Annotated in this window: 15 protein-coding genes; 8 read left to right on the top strand and 7 right to left on the bottom strand. The window is 64.1% G+C overall.

All coding sequences use genetic code 11. The features are described 5' to 3' along the window. Positions 1-184 precede the first annotated feature (184 nt). The 5 genes from VFA60_10425 to VFA60_10405 form a co-directional block, all read right to left on the bottom strand. Complete coding sequence (locus tag VFA60_10425) at positions 185-2,428, bottom strand: insulinase family protein (protein HZQ92196.1); 2,244 nt, start codon at positions 2,426-2,428, stop codon at positions 185-187. Next, positions 2,428-3,960 (bottom strand): pitrilysin family protein, encoded by a 1,533-nt coding sequence (locus VFA60_10420; GenBank protein ID HZQ92195.1) that lies wholly within the window; start codon positions 3,958-3,960, stop codon positions 2,428-2,430. Before VFA60_10420 ends, VFA60_10425 begins: the two co-directional genes overlap by 1 nt. Positions 3,961-4,233: 273 nt before the next feature. Next, positions 4,234-4,638 (bottom strand): hypothetical protein, encoded by a 405-nt coding sequence (locus tag VFA60_10415; protein HZQ92194.1) that lies wholly within the window; start codon positions 4,636-4,638, stop codon positions 4,234-4,236. 66 nt (positions 4,639-4,704) lie between these two features. Next, positions 4,705-5,412 (bottom strand): metallophosphoesterase, encoded by a 708-nt coding sequence (locus VFA60_10410; protein ID HZQ92193.1) that lies wholly within the window; start codon positions 5,410-5,412, stop codon positions 4,705-4,707. A gap of 4 nt (positions 5,413-5,416) precedes the next feature. After that, positions 5,417-6,250, bottom strand: coding sequence for a nucleotidyltransferase (locus VFA60_10405; protein HZQ92192.1), 834 nt, complete (start codon positions 6,248-6,250; stop codon positions 5,417-5,419). A gap of 291 nt (positions 6,251-6,541) precedes the next feature. Here VFA60_10405 and ligD point away from each other — a divergent pair, with 291 nt between their 5' ends. Beyond that, positions 6,542-7,591, top strand: a complete 1,050-nt coding sequence (gene ligD / locus VFA60_10400; protein HZQ92191.1) for a non-homologous end-joining DNA ligase — start codon at positions 6,542-6,544, stop codon at positions 7,589-7,591. Between the two features lie 9 nt (positions 7,592-7,600). Here the strand turns inward: ligD and VFA60_10395 are convergent, their stop codons facing one another. After that, positions 7,601-7,975: a VOC family protein gene (locus VFA60_10395; GenBank protein ID HZQ92190.1), complete on the bottom strand. Its 375-nt coding sequence runs from the start codon at positions 7,973-7,975 to the stop codon at positions 7,601-7,603. A gap of 226 nt (positions 7,976-8,201) precedes the next feature. Here VFA60_10395 and VFA60_10390 point away from each other — a divergent pair, with 226 nt between their 5' ends. From VFA60_10390 to VFA60_10375, 4 genes are all read left to right on the top strand, one after another. After that, the gene (locus VFA60_10390) at positions 8,202-8,909 is read left to right on the top strand and encodes a DUF72 domain-containing protein (GenBank protein ID HZQ92189.1); all 708 of its coding nucleotides are present in this window, start codon (positions 8,202-8,204) and stop codon (positions 8,907-8,909) included. Positions 8,910-8,950: 41 nt separating this feature from the next. Beyond that, positions 8,951-9,799 (top strand): phytanoyl-CoA dioxygenase family protein, encoded by an 849-nt coding sequence (locus VFA60_10385; GenBank protein HZQ92188.1) that lies wholly within the window; start codon positions 8,951-8,953, stop codon positions 9,797-9,799. Between the two features lie 60 nt (positions 9,800-9,859). Next, a complete protein-coding gene (locus VFA60_10380) occupies positions 9,860-10,804 on the top strand; it encodes a site-specific tyrosine recombinase (protein HZQ92187.1) in 945 nt (314 codons plus the stop codon). Positions 10,805-10,897: 93 nt separating this feature from the next. Then, on the top strand, positions 10,898-11,806 hold the full coding sequence (locus VFA60_10375; GenBank protein ID HZQ92186.1) for a tyrosine recombinase XerC: 909 nt from the start codon (positions 10,898-10,900) through the stop codon (positions 11,804-11,806). 195 nt (positions 11,807-12,001) lie between these two features. Here the strand turns inward: VFA60_10375 and VFA60_10370 are convergent, their stop codons facing one another. Then, positions 12,002-14,884 (bottom strand): AMP-binding protein, encoded by a 2,883-nt coding sequence (locus tag VFA60_10370; protein HZQ92185.1) that lies wholly within the window; start codon positions 14,882-14,884, stop codon positions 12,002-12,004. 182 nt (positions 14,885-15,066) lie between these two features. Here VFA60_10370 and VFA60_10365 point away from each other — a divergent pair, with 182 nt between their 5' ends. From VFA60_10365 to VFA60_10355, 3 genes are all read left to right on the top strand, one after another. Continuing rightward, a complete protein-coding gene (locus tag VFA60_10365) occupies positions 15,067-15,624 on the top strand; it encodes a DUF892 family protein (GenBank protein ID HZQ92184.1) in 558 nt (185 codons plus the stop codon). A 290-nt stretch (positions 15,625-15,914) separates the two neighbouring features. Next, entirely contained in the window at positions 15,915-16,685 is a 771-nt protein-coding gene (locus tag VFA60_10360) for a site-specific DNA-methyltransferase (protein HZQ92183.1), read from the top strand. Next, the gene (locus VFA60_10355) at positions 16,682-17,443 is read left to right on the top strand and encodes a PaeR7I family type II restriction endonuclease (protein HZQ92182.1); all 762 of its coding nucleotides are present in this window, start codon (positions 16,682-16,684) and stop codon (positions 17,441-17,443) included. Before VFA60_10360 ends, VFA60_10355 begins: the two co-directional genes overlap by 4 nt. Positions 17,444-17,502: the final 59 nt, after the last annotated feature.

The raw sequence follows: 17,502 nt of genomic DNA, 5'->3' as shown, positions 1-17,502 counted from the left end.
CATCAGACTAGCAATAGCCGGGAGCGTCGTCAAGCGGCGTAAGCGCCCTGCTGGCTGCTGGTTAAAAGGCAAAGGCAACAGCGGAACCCAAACGACACGGGGGACCACAAAGGGCACGAAGGCCCCCGGTGCGCTGCCGGCAACCTGGGGGCTGGCAGCTGGCAGCCAGGAGCCAGCTGCGGACTTACTGCGGTTTCTGGAATGTTTTCTCGTCCACCTGCGGGTTCACTTCGATCTGGCTGACTTTCACGTTCGCGCTGACCTCGTTGTTCTGGTACTGCGTTGAAGTAAAGGGGAACAGGATGCCGTCCACGGCTTTGTAGTCGGCGAAGTCGGTGGCGGCGTCGACGGGGCTGCCGTCGCGTCCAGTGCCCTGGTGTTCTTCGCGCAGGACGAGGCCGGTGGCGGGGTCGACGAACCAGCGAGCGCGCGAGTCGGCCGATTCCAGGTCGAGGACCTGCGCTTCGACGTTGCCGATTTTCTTCGTGCCGTCAAGCCGCACGGCGAACCCCGGCTCGTCCGAGTGTCCGGCGACCCAGTGCATGCTGCGATGCAGGTCGCGGAGGAAGTCGGTGCGCGCCGAGGGCGGCAGGTCCTGTGCGCCCTGCGGCGTCATGGCAAACGCCGCCTGCGGCGTGATGACCAGCTGCATCTCGCCCATCGGTGATTGCATGCTGAGCGCGGCGCGGTCGGGATGGGCAACCGTAACTTTGCGGTTCATGGTGATGTCGCCCATCGGGGTCTTCTGGGTGACCTCGGCGGTGGTGCGCAGCGACTTGATGCCGCGCAGTTTTTCTTCGCCGCCGAGGGCGCTGACGACCTTTGCCAGCAGCGCTTTGGCTTCGGGCGTGTTGGCGGGCGCTTCCCTTGCGCCGCCGGCCTTGCCCTTGCTGCCGCCGGGCGGCGGGATGGTGAGATCGATGGTCTCGACCGGCTTGCCCAGCGAGGAAAGCGGCTTATCGAAGTCAGACGCCTTGCCGACGACGAGCACGGCCATCTGCTCAGGGTGGATGTACTTGTCGTAAACGCGCTTGACGTCTTCCAGGGTGGTTTTTTCCACGCCCGCTTTGTAGCGCTCCAGGTAGTCGGCGGGGAAGTGGAACAGTTCGTAGGTCATGCGCTCGCTGAGGATCTTGTCCTTCGAATCCACGGTGAAGATGAACGAGTTGAGGATGGCGTCTTTGCCGCGCTTGAGTTCGTCGGGCGTGGCGGGATTTTTTGCCATGTCCTTGATCTCGTCGAAGCTGGCCGTGATGGTCTCGACCGTGGTCTGGCTCTTGGTGTCGGCGCCGGCGTCGAAGGTGCCGGGGTGGTCGTAGGGCGCGCTGAAGCCGCCGCCGGCCGAGTAGGCCAGGCCGCGCTTGGTGCGGATGGCGTCAACGAAGCGCGCGGAGAAGCCGCCGGCGAAAAAGATCTGGTCCATGACCGCGATGTTGAAGAAATCAGGATTGCGGCGGTCGGTGCCGAGCTGGATCAGGCGCACGGACGACTGGTTCACGTCGTCCTTGGGCGCGAAGAAGATGGTGTTCGCCTTCGGTCCGCGGAATTCGAAACTGGGCGGCGTGGCCTGCGGGCCCTTCGGCCAGGAATCGAACGCCTGGCGCAGGCGCGCTTCCATCTGGGCAGGATCGAAGTCGCCGACGATGCCCACGATGATGTTGTTCGGGTGCACGTGCTGCTTGTGAAAGGCGGCCAGGTCTTCGCGGGTGACGGCGTCAACCGTGTCGTATTCCGGCTCGCGGCCGTAAGGATTGTCGGCGCCGTAAGCGATGCGCGACGAAAGCCGGTTCACGATGGCGCCCACCTGGTCGTTGCGGCGCGAAATGCCGCTCTTCACGCGCGTTTTGGCCAGGTCGATCTTGTCCTGGCGGAAGGCGGGATCGCGCAGCAGCTCGACGGCGAGCTGGAAGACGTTTTCGAAATCCTGCTTCAGGCAGGAAAACGAAACCGTGGTGGAGACCGAGCCGGTGGTGGTCTCGACGCGCGCGGCGCGCGCTTCGAGCTGGTCGTCCATCTGGTCGCCGGTCAGGCGCGAGGTGCCGCCCTGCCGCCACGCCGCGCCGTAGATGTTCATCATGCCGGTCTTCGCGTTGGGGACCTCGGTGTCGCCGCCGCGGATGCGGATGGTGCCGTCAATCAACGGCAGCTCGTGGTCTTCCTGAAGCAGCAGCACCATGCCGTTGGCCAGCTCGATGCGCTTGGGTTCCTGCGCCTTGAACGGATGCAGCGGCGGGATGGGGACCTGCTTCCACGACTGCGGGATGGGACCGGTTGCCTTGGGAACGGCGGAAGGTCGCGCCGGTGTGGCTTGGGGCGCGGCTTTGGGCGCCTGTTTGGGCGCGGTGGTCTGCGCAATCGCGAGGCCGGATGCGGCCACCAGCAGCAGGGCGAGCATGAGGGTGAGTGAAGTCCGGCGACGGCTGTTCATTACTCGCCTCCTTTCCTGGGCGCCGCTTCAGGTTTGGGCGGATTCTCGATGAAGGCCAGCGTGCGGTTCTCGGGCACGAAAATCTTGTTGGCCAGGCGGCGGATATCGGCCTTGGTGACCTTGTCGATGCGGTCCACGTGGCGGAACAGTTCGCGCCAGTCGCCGAAGCGGAGCTGCGCTTCGGCCAGGCCTTCGGCGAGATTGTCGTTTTCCTTGAGGCCGCGGACAATGTCGGCCTTGGCGCGCGTCTTGACCGAGGCGAGTTCCTCGTCGCTCACATCTTCGTTGCGCAGCCGGTCCAGTTCCTTGCGCGCGGCGGCGATGATTTCTTCCGGCGTGTGCCCGGCGTTGGGCACCAGCAGGAAGGCGAACAGCTCGGCGTACTTCACGCCGGGGAAGTTGGTGAAGCCCTGCGCCTGGAGCGCGATCTTCTGGTCGCGCACGAGCGAGCGGTAGAGGCGCGACGTGCGTCCGCGGCTCAGCAGGTCGGCCAGCACGTCGTAGCCGGCGTCGTCAGGATCGCGATAGTTGGGCCGGTGGTAGCCCTCGATGACGATGGGCTGCGTGGCTTCGCGCAGCACCACGCGGCGCTCGGAACTCTGCGGCGGCTCGCTGGTGGCGTACTCCGGCGGCTTGGGGCCCGAGGGAATGCGGCCGAAATACTTTTCCAGAATGGCGATCGTCGGTGCGGCCTTCACATCGCCCACCACGCCGACCACCATGTTCGAGGGAATGTAATACTTCTTGAAAAAGTTCATCGCGTCGGTGGCTGAAAAGTTCTTCAAATCGCCGGGCCAGCCGACGGGCGGATTGCGATACGAGTGCGCGGTGAAGGCCGCGGCGAGGAACTGTTCGACCAGGCGCCCGATGGGGCTGCTGTCGGTGCGCATGCGGCGCTCTTCATAGACCACGTCGCGCTCGGTGTAGAACTCGCGCATCACCGGATGCAGGAAGCGCTCCGACTCCAGGTACGCCCACAGCTCCAGCCGGTTCGACGGGAAGGAATAGAAGTAGCCGGTCTCGTCGTTGGCGGTGAAGGCGTTCACGCCCACGGCGCCGTTGGAATCGAGGATCTTGCTGAACTCGTTCTTGACCACGAACTTGTCGGCCGCGGCGCGGGCGTCATTGAAGGCCTTTTCGAGCTGCGCGAGTTTCTTTTCGTCGCGGCCGGTGGTCTTGTCGAGTTCGGCGCGATAGGCGGCGTAGGCGACTTCCAACCTGGCGAGGGCGGCCTTTTCGGCGGGCCAGTTGGTGGTGCCGATCTTGTCGGTGCCCTTGAAGGCCTCGTGCTCCATCATGTGCGCCAGGCCGGTCATGCCCTTGGGGTCCTGGACGGAGCCGGCGTCCACCACGGTGAAGAAGCTGAACACCGGCGCCTCGGGGCGCTCGTAGATGACGGCGGTCAGGCCATTCTTCATCTTGTGGACGGTGACGCGCTTCTCGATGGAGGCCAGGTCCTGCGCGGCCAGGGGCAGCGTTGCCAGCAGCGCCAGGCACAGCATCGCCAACGTGGGCTTGACGGCGGTTTTCACAAGAACAACCTCCGGAAACGGATCTGGGTGCAATGCCCTCCTCGCGCAGGAGGGGGGTGGGCCGGGATGGAGAAAGCTAATTGGGGCGGGAGGAAAGTGTCAAACGGGGGGTGACGTCCGTGGAGGGTGCCCCACGTCCCGCGCCGCGTTGTGTGCGGCGCGAATGTCGAGTTCGGTCTTACGGTCGTATCAAGGCCAGCAATCCCGCGTCCCTTGCTTCCGACGCTGCCCAGAAGCCATTCAGGTCACGCTTGAAACTGCGCGACGGAGGAACTACGGATGCCGATGGCTGTTCCGAAACGAGGAACACGTCGTACGCCCAACGCCCAGCGTCAGACTGACCGCTTCCATTGAGCTTCGCACGGTAACGAAAGATGTTTCCATAGCGGTCACGCCTACGGTCTTCTCGATATTCAATGAGATCGAGGCGATACCCAGCTGAGGCAGGGTGAACAATTCCCCGGGCTCGGATATGCCGTTGTGGTTTGAATCTCGCCACAAACGCAAGCTAAAGAAGATCAGGTCGCGGCTGTCAATCACGCCATCGCCGTTGCCACCATTCTCCGGTTCGTCGAACACAGCCAGTGCCTGAAGGGGGCTGGGGCGTGAAGTTGCCGAACAGTTCTGTGCCGTTATCAATGCGGCCATTCCCATTGCGATCGAGTACAAGCCAGGCATTCGCGGCGCCTGTCCTTCGGGCTCGATTTCTTGTCAAGCCCCCAAAATCGCATCTTCTCCGCAACCTCAAACGTCGAACACCCGGTACACCGCGCCCGGCCGGGCTGACTGGATCAGCGGCAGGGCGACGTTATACACCGGGATGCCGGCGGTGGTTTTGCCGTCGGCCGAACCGTGGTGGGCGTGGCCGTGGATGACGGCCTGGGCGCCGTGGCGGTCTATGACTTCCGACAGTCGGGCGGTGCCGAGGAAGGGAAAAATCTCGGGCGGCTCGCCGCGCACGGTGTCCACCACCGGCGCGTAGTGCAGCACCACCACGTGCTTTTGCGCGCGCAGCTGGGAGAGCGCGCGTTCGAGCTTGAGGGCCTCGTCGAGCGCGGCCTGCACGAAGGCCTTCACCTCGGGCTCGCCGAAGGCGGTGAGGACGCCGCGTCCGAAACCGCCGGGGAAACCTTTGGTCCCGGCAAAGGCGACGCCATCGCGCTCGTAGCCGGAGCCGTCAAGGACTTTGATTCCCTCGGTGGTCATCATCTTGATCAGTTCCGTCTGCTTGCCGGCCTCGTAGTCGTGGTTGCCGAGCACGGCGACGGTGGGAATGCGCAGGCGGACGAGGGCGTTGAGCAACGACTCCATCTCTTCCGGCTTGCCGTAGTTGGTGAGGTCGCCGGCCAGGACGAGCAGGTCGGCCTCGTCGCGCACGCGCGACATGGGCTCGCGGATGTGGTCATAGCTCTGCGGCGAGTAGTGCAGGTCGGCAGTGGCGGCGATGCGCATGGCGTCACGCGGCGGACTTGCGCGGCGGCAGCTCGCAGCGGATGCCGCCCGACTGCAATCGCCGTTCGCGATTGCGGGAGAGCTGGTCTTCATGGCCCCACTCGGCCACGTCGATGGCGAACATCTTGTCGTCGATGAGGCTGCCGCGGAACGTCTTCATCAGCTCGCCGTGGGCATGCAGCTCGTTGCCGAAGCGCTGCTGCAACATGTCCCAGATCTCCGCCGGGACCGAATCGACGCCGGCAGGATAGATGTAGTGGTAGAGCACCATGACGGAGAAGAGCAGCTCCCAGTGCTCGCCGGCGAGCGAGAGCAGGCGCGGCCAGTCGAGGCGGCCGCGCGCGCCGTGCAGCACGTGGCAGATGTCGGCGGCATCGTAGCGCTCGCGGCGGGTGACGAAGAGCTTGGAGGCGATGAGCTCTTCGGCCGCAAGCACGCGCACCTTCGAGCCGAACACTTCCGCAGGACGCGCGCGCTCGATCCAGGTGTCGTTGACCACGATGGCGGCATTGCTCATGCCGGTGATGATGTCAACGTAGTATTCGCCGCGATGCGCTTTGGCCAGCCACACCGGGTCGCAGATCTCGCACTCGAAGCCGTCTTCCAGCAGATAGGTGAGTGCGAGCGCGGCCCACGGGTCGGTCATGAACAGGTCGAGGTCCTTGGTGTCGCGCCAGATGCCGGTATGCTCGTGCAGGGCGAAGGCGCCGGAAACGGCGTAGGGCACGCCGCGCGAGTTCATGAGCTCCAGGACTTCGTAAAAGAGGCGCCGCTGTTCTTCGGGAAAGGCAGGCTCCGCCGAACTGCTGATGGGAAGCGCCTTTTCGTCGGCAGACACAGACTCTTGGATGTACCCTGTTGCGGCGGATGTTGTTGCTGATAGCAGTGAAAAGTGAATGGTGGAACGTGAACAGTGAACGAGGTGGCGCGGACGTTCGTGGCCGGGAAGCTGTGGCATCGCTTGCGCGGGCATCGCGGGGTCCTTCGCCTCGCCCGCTCGCTTCGTGGCGGCCTGTGGCCTCGCCCGGGATGACTCGGTGACGGATGGCCCGGAGCGCGAGCACAACCCGGGGTGAGTTGCCGGCCCTGACTGTTCACGTCCACTCTTCACTTTGCAACGGAGTTGAACTTGGCGCGTAAGACCACCGAAATCGAGGTCCAGGGCAGGCGATTGCAGCTGTCGAACCTGGAGAAGGTGCTGTATCCCGCGGCGGGGTTCGCCAAGGGGCAGGTGATCGACTACTACGTGCGGATTGCGCCGGTGCTGCTGCCGCACCTGAAAGACCGTCCGCTCACGATGAAGCGGTATCCGGAGGGCGTGACGGGCATGCACTTCTACGAGAAGAATGCGCCGTCGCACCGGCCCGATTGGGTGCAGGTGGCGCCGGTCTGGAGCCCGGGCAACGACCGCATGGTGAATTACATCCTGGCGCAGGACCTGCCCACGCTGGTGTGGCTGGCAAACCTGGCGGACCTGGAGCTCCATACGTCGCTCTCGAAGCATCAGGACATGACGCGGCCCACGATGCTGGTGTTCGATCTCGACCCCGGCGCGCCGGCCAATATCGTGGAGTGCTGCCGCGTGGGCATGTGGGTGCGGGCGATCTTCGAAGAGCTGGGAATGAAGTGCTGGGCCAAGACGTCGGGCTCCAAGGGCCTGCAGGTTTACGTGCCGCTGAATTCCCCGGCGACGTACGAGCAAACCAAGCCGTTTGCGCGCGCCGTGGCGCGACTGCTGGAGAAGCACAGGCCGGACTTTGTCGTGTCGGACATGAAGAAGGCGCTGCGCGTGGGGAAAATCTTCGTGGACTGGAGCCAGAACGACGACTACAAGACCACGATCTGCGTGTATTCGCTGCGCGCGAAGGAGCGGCCTACGGTTTCAACCCCCGTGAAGTGGGAAGAAACCGAAGCGACGCTCAACCAGGGCGACGCGCGCCTACTGGTGTTCGATTCGCAGCAGGTGCTGGCGCGCGCGGAAAAGATGGGCGACCTGTTCGAGCCGGTGCTGAAACTGAAGCAGAGGCTGCCGCCGCTGGAAAAGCTGGAGAAGGCGGTGGAGGCGGTGGCCGCGACCGGCCTGCTGGCGAAAGGCAAGGCGCCGGCAGGCAAGTCGGATGACCCGACGCGGGCGACTCCCAAGGAGATGTCGAAGCAGTACAAGCAGAGGAGAGGCTAGGGCGTCGGCTCAGTTGTGTTGTGAGATGCTGAGCACGTTGCCGTCGGGGTCTTTGAACCAGGCGACCTTGTCACCGTTGGGAGTGGTCCAGATGCCGGTCTTCTGGTCCTGAACGAACGGATACTTTTCTGTCGCGACGCCGCGCGAGGCGAGCCAGCCGGCGACGGCCTCGATGTCGGTGACCTGCCATCCCAAAACGGTGCCCTGGGCGGGCGTGAACTTGGGCATCTTGACGATGCGGATGCAGGTCGAGCCGGCGCGCATGACGAGCGCGAACGGATCGAGCGAGATGAACTCGAAGCCGAGCTGGCCTTCGAAGAAGGCGCGAGCGCGATCGTAATCGGTGGTGAAGAGGAAGCCCATGAGCTTGGCGTTGGCGAGCATAACGGCTCCTGAAAGCGTCGTTGGTCGTTGGCCGCCGGCGAAGTCAAAAAATCAAGAGCAAACACAAACGGCGCCAAGAAAACACCAAGGGCAGCAGGCGGCACCGCGCCCAAGGGCCCCTGGAAGGTAGCACCGGGCGTGCGGGGCAGGAAGTAGAATGTCGCGAGTCCAGGTTCCCGCCCTTGGCCAGGAGCAGGCGAAGAGTGGGGCCCCCAGATCTCTGCTTATGGCAAAGGTGTATGCCGGCACGTCGGGATGGGCGTATCCCGCGTGGAAGCCGGACTTCTATCCGCCGAAGCTCGCCGCTGCGAAGTTTCTCGGCTACTACGCCACCCGGCTGAACACGGTGGAGATCAACTACACCTTCCGGCGGATGGTGACGCCCAAGGTGATCGAGGGCTGGGTGGCGGCGACGCCGGAGACGTTTCGTTTCGCCATCAAGGCGAACCAGGTGATCACGCACGTGAAGCGGCTGCGCGATGCGGAGGAGTTCACGCGACGGTTCCTCGATTCCATCCAGCCGCTGGCGCAGGCCGGACGGCTCGGGCCAGTGCTGTTCCAGTTGCCACCATTCCTGAAAAAAGATGCGGCGCTGCTGGATGCGTTCCTGGCGGAGCTGCCGCACTCAGCGGCGCTGAAGCTGGCGTTCGAGTTCCGGCACGGGTCGTGGTTCGGCGATGCGGTGTACGACGTGCTGCGCAAGTACGGCGCGGCGCTGTGCGTGGCCGGGAGCGAGAAGATCGAGTGTCCGGATGTGACCACGGGGGCGTTTGCCTACTACCGCTTCCGCAAGCCGGAGTATTCGGCGGGTGAGCTGAAGCAGATTGAGGCGAAGATGCGCGAGCACACCCAGGCCGGGCACGACGTGTTTGCCTACTTCAAGCACGAAGACACGCCGGCGGGAGCGCGGTACGCGGAGGAGCTGTTGAAATGAGGCCAGAATGCACATCTGAAGCGCCTTCGTGCCGATCGCCCATGCCGACCGTGGAGGAGCATGGTTTTGCGGTGCTCCGGCGTTTTATCTGCAGGGGAGAGCTTCAGCGCCTGAAAACGCTGGTAGATTCGGCGGCGAGTTCTGCGTCGGGCGTTTGTGAACGTCCCAACAACACTCTGCTGGCGCTACGCTGGAACGATGCTATCGTTGATTTGATTGTGGCCTGCGAAGGCCGCATGCGCCGTCTTCAGGCTGTCCTTTCGGCCGAAGACCTGAAATGGATCTCCGGGTATATCAGCATTAAGAGTTCGCACAGCGGGCCCCTTTGGTGGCATCAGGATTGGTGGTGCTGGGACCACCCGGTCACGTATCGAAAATCGCCGGTTCAAGTTGCAGTCCTGTGCTACCTGTGCGACACCACCCAGGCAAATGGGGCTTTGCGCATCCTGCCAGGGTCGCACCTGCGCAGCTCACCTATTCATGCGCTACTTCCGGAGGCCCAGAGTAGTACACCGGAAGGCCCACTTCACAAGCATCCCGCCATGATCGAACTCGCGGGTGAGGAGACGATTGCAGTGTCGGCCGGGGACGCTGTAGTGATTGACTACAGAGTGCTGCACGCAACCCACGCCAACTCGACCGAAATGCGCCGCGATTGTGTGCTTTTGTCCTTCGCCCCTGCGTGGCGCAGCTTGCCAAACGAGGTCAAAGCCCACCTTGTGCAACATCCGGCGCAGGCATCGCCGGAGGAACTTACCGGGGCCTCGTTGCGGTGTGCAAAATTGCTTCCAACCTACGACGGAGAACGGAAAACCCTCACTTTGAACCGCAATGCGCCGCCTGAGTTCTGGATCACAAGGGATGAAGGGCTCGCGTTCGGATCCGCATAGCGGGTCAGCGTACCGGGTTCGCCATTAGCAGCTGCGTCCGATAACGCGCATACTTCCCCCATGCGGAAGTTTGTCCAGACGCGGCCCGCGTTGCGCAGCGAGGACAAGCAGTTGGCCGCGGCATTCCTTAATTATCTGCAGGTGGAAAAGGGGCTGGCGCGGCTGACGCTGGGCGCCTACGAGCGCGACCTGGAGCAATTCGCCGAGTTCGCCGCGAAGAAGCGGCGGACGCTGGCGACTGCGCGGCGCGAGGATGTGCGCGCCTTCCTGGACCAGCTTTTTTCCCATCAGCTCGACGGGCGGTCGGTGGCGCGAAAGCTCTCGGCGCTGCGGCACTTCTACAAGTACCTGCTGCTGGATAGGCACGTGAAGCACGATCCCACGCTCAATATCGAGACGCCGCGGCAGTGGAAGGTCCTGCCCAAGTCGCTGGCGCTCGCGGAAGTGGAGAAGATGCTGGCGCCGGCGCGGACCAACGGCGGTCCGCTGCCCGCCGCGCTCGCGCTGCGCGATCGCACGATGCTCGAGGTGTTGTACGCGGGCGCGCTGCGAGTTTCGGAGCTCACCTCGGCGCGGATGGAGGACCTGAAGCTCGATCTCGGCTATCTGCTCGTCCGCGGCAAGGGCGACAAGGAGCGGATCGTGCCGCTGGGGGCGTCGGCGATTGCGGCGCTGCGCGACTATGTGGCCGAGGCACGGCCGAAGCTCGCGGGCGCGAAGACGGCGCCGTGGCTGTTTATCGCGCGTGGAGCGCGCAAGCTGACGCGGCAGCGCGTGTGGCAACTGGTGCGGCGCGCGGGAGCGGGCTCGGGACGCGGCGCGAGCCCGCACATGCTGCGGCACTCGGCGGCCACACACATGGTGGAGCGCGGCGCCGATTTGCGCACGGTGCAGACGATCCTGGGGCATGCCGACATTTCGACCACGCAGGTTTACACCCACGTGGCGCTGGACCGGCTGAAGAGCGTGTTCGCGGCGCATCATCCGAGGGCGAGAAAGGGCTGAATGCGCCGCTGGCTGTTCGCTACGGGCTGCTGGCAAAGGCAAGGACCGCATTGGCCAGCAGCTGGCAGCCAGTAACCAGCAGCGCAGTTGTCAATGCCAGCGAAGAAGCAAACATCAACCGAGCGGCACGTCGCGCGCTTCCTGAGCGCGCTGCGGGAGCGGAACGCTTCGCCGAACACGATCCTGGCGTACGGGAAAGACCTGGCGCAGTTTGCGGCATTCGTTGGCGATGCGGACGTGCGCGCGATTGATCATGTGCGCATCCGCGGGTGGCTGGGCGAGCTGTATCAGCGCGGGCTGAGCAAGACCAGCGTGGCCCGGGCGCTGGCGGCGGTGCGCTCGCTGTATCGGTGGCTGGCGCGCGAGGGTGAGGTGGAGCAGAACCCGGCGGCGCTGGTGGCCACGCCGCGCCTGCCGAAGCAGCTGCCGCGCGTCCCGACGATCGAAGAGATGGCGACGATGCTGGACGGCGCGTTGCCGGAGAGCGCCGCGTTTGCCGAGCGCGATCGGGTGATCCTGGAGTTGCTCTACGGGTGCGGAATCCGCAATTCGGAGCTGGTGGGGATCAACCTGGACGATGTGTCGTGGTCGAACGACGCGATCCTCGTCCGGGGCAAGGGCAAGAAGGAGCGCTATGTTCCGTTCGCCGGCGCGGCGCGTGATGCGGTGGAGACGTACTTGCCGCACAGGCAGCGCGTGCTCGGCGAAAAGAAAAAGCAGACGCCGGCGCTGCTCATCAATCTGCGCGGCGAGCGCCTGACCACGCGCAGTGTGGGCCGCATCGTGAAGCACATCGCGGTGCGGCGCGGGCTGTCGCCCGACGTGCATCCGCACACTCTGCGGCACGCCTTTGGCACGCACATGCTGGAAGAGGGCGCCGACCTGCGCGCCATCCAGGAAATGCTCGGGCACGAGCGCCTTTCGACGACGCAGCGTTACACGCAGCTCTCGGTGAAGCACGTGCTGGAGGTGTACGACCGGACGCATCCCAAGGCGAAGTGAGGGCTGCGGGCTCGTGCTCGGCCCGCAATGCCGTAGTGCGGGTAGGGATCCTTCGACTTCGGCCGCGCGGCGCGCGGCCTTCGCTCAGGATGACTTCATAGCCGAGGTGCGGCGATGCCGGGACAACCGGCAGCGGCGGTGTGGGCGGCGTCGGCGGAGTCGGAGCGCGGCGCGCGGCCTTCGCTCAGGATGACTTCATAGCCGAGGTGCGGCGATGCCGGGACAACCGGCAGCGGCGGTGTGGGCGGCATCGGCGGAGTCGGAGCGCGGTGGTGTTGCCGCGCGGTGCACATCGTTCCACATGGCGATCACGCGCTTGCGGACTTCGCCGATCACTTCCTGATACGTCTGCTCGGGGTCGGCAGCGATTTTCTCCGGCGGGTACACGGGCGGGCCGTAGCGAATCGTGAGCGGCGCTAGTTTCTGGAAACCTTTGCCGCGAGGCCAGGCGTCGTAGAAGCCGTCAATCGCGACGGGCACGATGGGCACGTGCAAGTGCGCGCTGAGAATGGCGGCGCCTTTCTTGAAGCGGCGGACGGCGCCGTCTACGGAGCGCTCGCCTTCGGGATAAATCAGCAGCACACCGCCGCGGCGCAGGCCGCAGGCGCCGATGCGCATGGCCGGAACCAGGTTCCGGTCGGGATCGACGGGGAAGAGGCGGAACGTCTGCGCAATCTTGCGGAAGAGTCCGGCGCCGAAAATCTCACTGGTGCCGACGACGAAAATGCGGCGGAAGACCGGCCACGGAATCGTGCTCGCGACCACCGGGGGATCGAGATAGCTCTGATGGTTGGGGCAGATGATGAACGGGCCTTCGCGCGGCAGGTTCTCGAGGCCGGAGACGCGCAGCTTGAACAGGTCGCGCGAGGCGACCTGCACCAGACGTCCGGCCAGATACCAAAACAAGGTTGCGACGGGCCGCGGGCGGAACTCGCGCACGTCTTCCGGCGGCGGATCGGCGGCGAGGAGCGAGTCCCATCCGGCGGCGTCGGCGCGCTTGCGCCCGGCGCCCGCGCGGACGGCTTCCACCAGTTCGCGCACGGTGTAGACGTCGGCGGCGACCGAGTCTTCCACTTTCGCGTCCAGCGCTTCTTCCACGGCGACCAGCAGTTCGACGCGCTCCATCGAATCGAGACCGAGATCGAGTTCGAGCGAATCGTCGGGGTGGATGACCTCGCGCTTGACGTTGCTGGCGGACTTGACGACAGCGAGGGCGCGGGCGGCTTCGGGATCGTCGAGCCAGGCGAGGTCGTCTTCGGTGAACTCCCGGCCGGGAGCGCTGGGCCCGGCCGGCGCCGCGGCGGCTTGCGCCGCTTGTCCGCGCACGACTTCCTGCTGGATAGCGAAGCGCTTGAGTTTGCGGGTTGTCGTCCGAGGCAGGTCCTTCTGCCAGATCTCGTAGCTCAGGATGCGCTTGGTCGAAGGCAACTCGGCGGAGAGCGTTTCGATGTCGTAGCGGATGACCTCTTTCGCGTTGACGATCTTGCGGGCGCGGAGCGCGTCGAAGTCCGGAACGATGACGGCGTGCAGGCGCTCGGAAAACGGCTCGCCGGGGCGGCCCTGCAGGCCCATCACGGTGATTTCCTTGATGAACGGCGAGCGCTGGTAGTGCGCCTCGATTTCTTCGGGATAAATGTTCTTTCCCGAGCTGAGGACGATGACGTCCTTCTGCCGGCCGGTGATGAACAGGTTGCCGCGCGAATCGAGATAGCCGAGATCACCGGTGTGCAGCCATCCGTCGCGGAGTGTTTCGGCGGTAGCGTCAGGACGGTTGTAGTAGCCGCGCATCACGATGCCGCCGCGCATGGCGATTTCGCCCACGGGCGGGCCTTCGGATTGCGGCTTCGGATCAACGATGCGGACCTCCACGCCGCCCGGGAGCGGCTGTCCGACCGAGCCGAGCACGTTGTTGTTCGGCAGCGTGACGGTGGCGCCCCCGGAAGTCTCGGTGAGGCCGTAGGCCTGCAGGATGTCGAAGCCCATGCAGTACAGGTCGCGGGCGACGGCGGGATCGAAGCGGGAGCCCCCGGTGACGAGGAACCGCATGTTGCGCCCGAGCGCGTCATGCACGCGGCGGAACAGGACGCGTCCGGGATTGAGGCCGAGCTTGCGGGCGGCGGCGGTGAACCGTTTGAGCAGGCTGAAGACGATCTTGGCGAAGGCGCCGCGCTCTTCCACCTGGTGCAGCACGCGTTCGTGGATCAGGTAGAAGAACTGCGGGACGCAGGCGAAGATGGTGATGTCGCGCTCGCTCAGCGCCCGCATGAGTTCGCTGGTGTTGAGCGATTCCAGGTAGACGACGCGGGCGCCGGCGACGAGCGGCAGCAGCAGGTTGGCCATTTGCGCCAGCGCGTGGAAGAGCGGGAGCACGCCAAGAAGGGCGTCGGTTGGGTAGACCCGCAGCGCCTTGAAGACGGCTTCGCTCTCGGCCCACAGGTTGCCGTGCGTGAGCATCACGCCCTTGGGGTCGCTGGTGGTGCCGGAGGTGTAGAGCAGCATGGCGAGATCGTCATTGGCGACCTCGGCGACGGAGAAGTTGCGCGCGCCGGCGGCGGCGATCTGATCGAGCGTTGGAACGCCGGCGGCGCTTGGCGAGACGGCGGCGTGCGCGGCGGACTTCAGGTCCTTGAGGCGCGAATCAGCGGCGGTGGCGTGGGGCGCATCGAGCAGCACGATACCGGTGTCGCCGGTCACGGACTTTTGCGCCAAGGCCAGATGGCGGACGTCGGTGAACAGGATGGAGCTGCCGCTGTCCTTGAGGAGCTTGGCGGCCTGCTCGGCCTTGAACGCGGTGTCCAGCGGCACGGCGACGCAGCCGGCGGCGAGCGCGCCCAGATACGCCGCTACCCAGCGCGGGCTGTTGTTGGCCAGCAGAGCGCAGCGTGCGCCCGGCGGCGCGTTCTGGCCGAGCCACGCGCCGACCGCCTCGGCGAGGCGGCGAAGTTCGGCGTAGGTAAGGCGGTCGCCGGGCCCGGCGGGCGCGCCGTGCTGGCGCTGCAATTCCAGTGCGACGTTCTTCGGCCAGCGCTCGGCGGATTCGACGAATCGCCGGTAGTAGTTGGGCATGGCGCGGGCCAACTATACCGAAGTTGAGGGCGGCCGCGCCTCCTTCGCCCAGCTCAGTCGGCGCGGATGGGACGCGCGCCTCTATTCACCGGGCTGAAGCCCGGTGCTTCCACTGGCAGACGCTCGCGATTTCCGCAGCACGCCGGTGCGGGGCGGCATCCTACGAGGCGGAATTCTTTCGCGAGGAGGAGTGCATGCAGACAGCTCACGAATTATTCATCCATGAATTGAACGACATGCTGGACGGCGAACAGAAGGTGCTGGAGGCGCTGGGCGAGATGGCCGGCGAGAGCGCCAGTCCCGAGCTGCGCAAAAACTTTGAGCAGCACCGCCAGCAGACAGAGAACCAGGTGGAGCGGCTGCGCGAGGCACTCGATTCCATCGGCGAGGAGCCGGAGACGACCGAGTGCAGGGGCATCATGGGGCTGAAGGAGGAGCACGACACGTTCAAAGAACAAGACCCGTCTCCGGACCTGATGGATGTATTCAATGTCGGCGCGGGTATCAAGACGGAGCGGTATGAGATCAGCGCGTACGAATCGCTCATCCAGCTTGCGAAGCAGATGAGGCACAAGCAAGCCGAGAAGCTGCTGAATCAGAACCTGAAGGAAGAGCAGCAGGCGCTGCGCAAGCTGGAGCAGTTGAGCAAGAAGCTCAAGCCCGAAGAACCGGGCATGGGCGAGGAGGAGATGGAGGAGGCGCCGCGTCGCGGCGCGCGCGGGGCGGCGAGGCGCGGACGGCGGATCGCGTAGAACATGGGTCGAGCCCGGCCGGTCTCGGCCGGGCTTTTTTTAGATTTGTAAGCAGACGATGGTACAGTTGCACTGAAATGGCCGTTCACAGCATCCATTCCGAGCGTTCTCTGTCGGACTTGGTTCCGCCGGAATTCAGAAACCTGCCTGATCCGCAGACGGATATTCCTCGCATTGCTCGGGATCCCGTGGCGTGTACTCGTGTCGAACAGGCAGTGAGATTGGTCCCGTCGGTCCATCGGCTCTACTTGGGTGACTCAAGAGTGACTCCCGACCTGCAGCCCAAAAGTGTGGAGCTCGTCCTGACTTCGCCTCCCTACTGGACGCTCAAGGAATATAACCTCGGAACGGAACAACTCGGCTACATCACAGACTACGAAAGCTTTCTCGACGAACTGGATAAAGTGTGGGCCCGTCTTTATGACGCCCTGGTTCCAGGCGGTAGATTGATATGCGTCGTCGGCGACGTTTGCTTGTCCCGCCGTCGAAATGGGGGCCGTCATACCGTCGTTCCGCTGCACGCGTCAATTCAAGAGCGGTGCCGACGGATCGGCTTTGATAACTTGGCCCCGATCATTTGGCACAAAATCGCCAATGCGGCATTCGAGGTCGAGAATGGCGGAGCAGGGTTTCTGGGCAAGCCGTACGAGCCAAATGCCGTGATCAAGAACGACATCGAGTACATCATCATGGAGCGCAAACCCGGCGGCTATCGCAGTCCTTCAATCGAGACGCGACTCCTGAGCCTGATCCCCGCGGAACGACACCAGGTGTGGTTTCAGCAGATTTGGTCCGACCTGCCGGGCGCGTCCACGAAGGACCATCCTGCCCCGTTCCCGTTAGAACTTGCGGAACGGTTGATAAGGATGTTCAGCTTCGTTGGAGATACCGTGCTGGATCCCTTTATGGGCACAGCGACCACCAACCTGGCGGCGTCCAATTGGGGCAGAAACAGCATCGGTATTGAAGTTGATCCCGAGTATTTTTCCCGCGCATGCGTTCGGGTGGTGCCCCGCCAGGAAGGACTCTTCAAAATCTCGTCCGTTACGACCCACCGATGAACCTGGAAAGAGGACTATCGAAGGCCGTCGCCCACTACGGGAAAACCAGGTCGTTTCAGGCGGCGAACCAGGGCAAGGGAGGGAACCAGGATTATAAGGAGCGGGCCTCCGTCACCGGCGGCAAGCAGATGGACGGGTTTACTCACGTGCTTTGCGACGTCATCGAACAGGCCGGCCTTCACCGAACCGAGATTTTTCGAGGCAAGTCGATCGGAGAGATTCCAGGCTTTTACCGCCCGACAAAGAACTGGGACACCATCATCGTGGCTGATGGCAAACTCGTGGCGCTGATCGAGTTGAAGTCGCAGATGGGTCCATCGTTCGGAAACAATTTCAACAATCGTGTTGAAGAAGCACTTGGGAATGCGACGGACGTGTGGAAGGCGTATGCGGAGAAGACGTTCGCTAGCTCACCGCGTCCATGGCTTGGATATCTCATGCTGTTGGAGGACTGTCCAGAGTCCCGTGGTGTCAAGAAGGTTTGCGAGCCTCACTTTCCGGTACGCCCTGAATTCCGGGATGAACGATACGCGCCCGGCAATCATCTTGCGGTCTCGTACGCGAAACGTTACGAGCTCTTCTGCCGCAAGATGATGCTCGATCGCTTGTACGACTCAGCATGCCTGATTCTGAGCCCACGCTCGCAGGGTATGCGAGGCAGATTTTCCGAGCCTGCAACAGACCTGACATTCAAGGCATTTGCAGCGTCGTTGGCTGGCAAGGCGGCCGAGCACGTTGCAAAGCGCGAATTCAAATAGCGTCCTTTCAGCGCGCCTTGGGGGTTCCTACCGCATCCAATTCAGTGTGTTACGCTAAA

Source organism: Terriglobales bacterium, from assembly GCA_035651995.1.
In the GTDB taxonomy this organism is placed as follows: Bacteria; Acidobacteriota; Terriglobia; order Terriglobales; family Acidobacteriaceae; genus DASRER01.
Note: the sequence above shows the minus strand (reverse complement) of the source record. Positions and strands in the feature narration are given on the sequence as shown.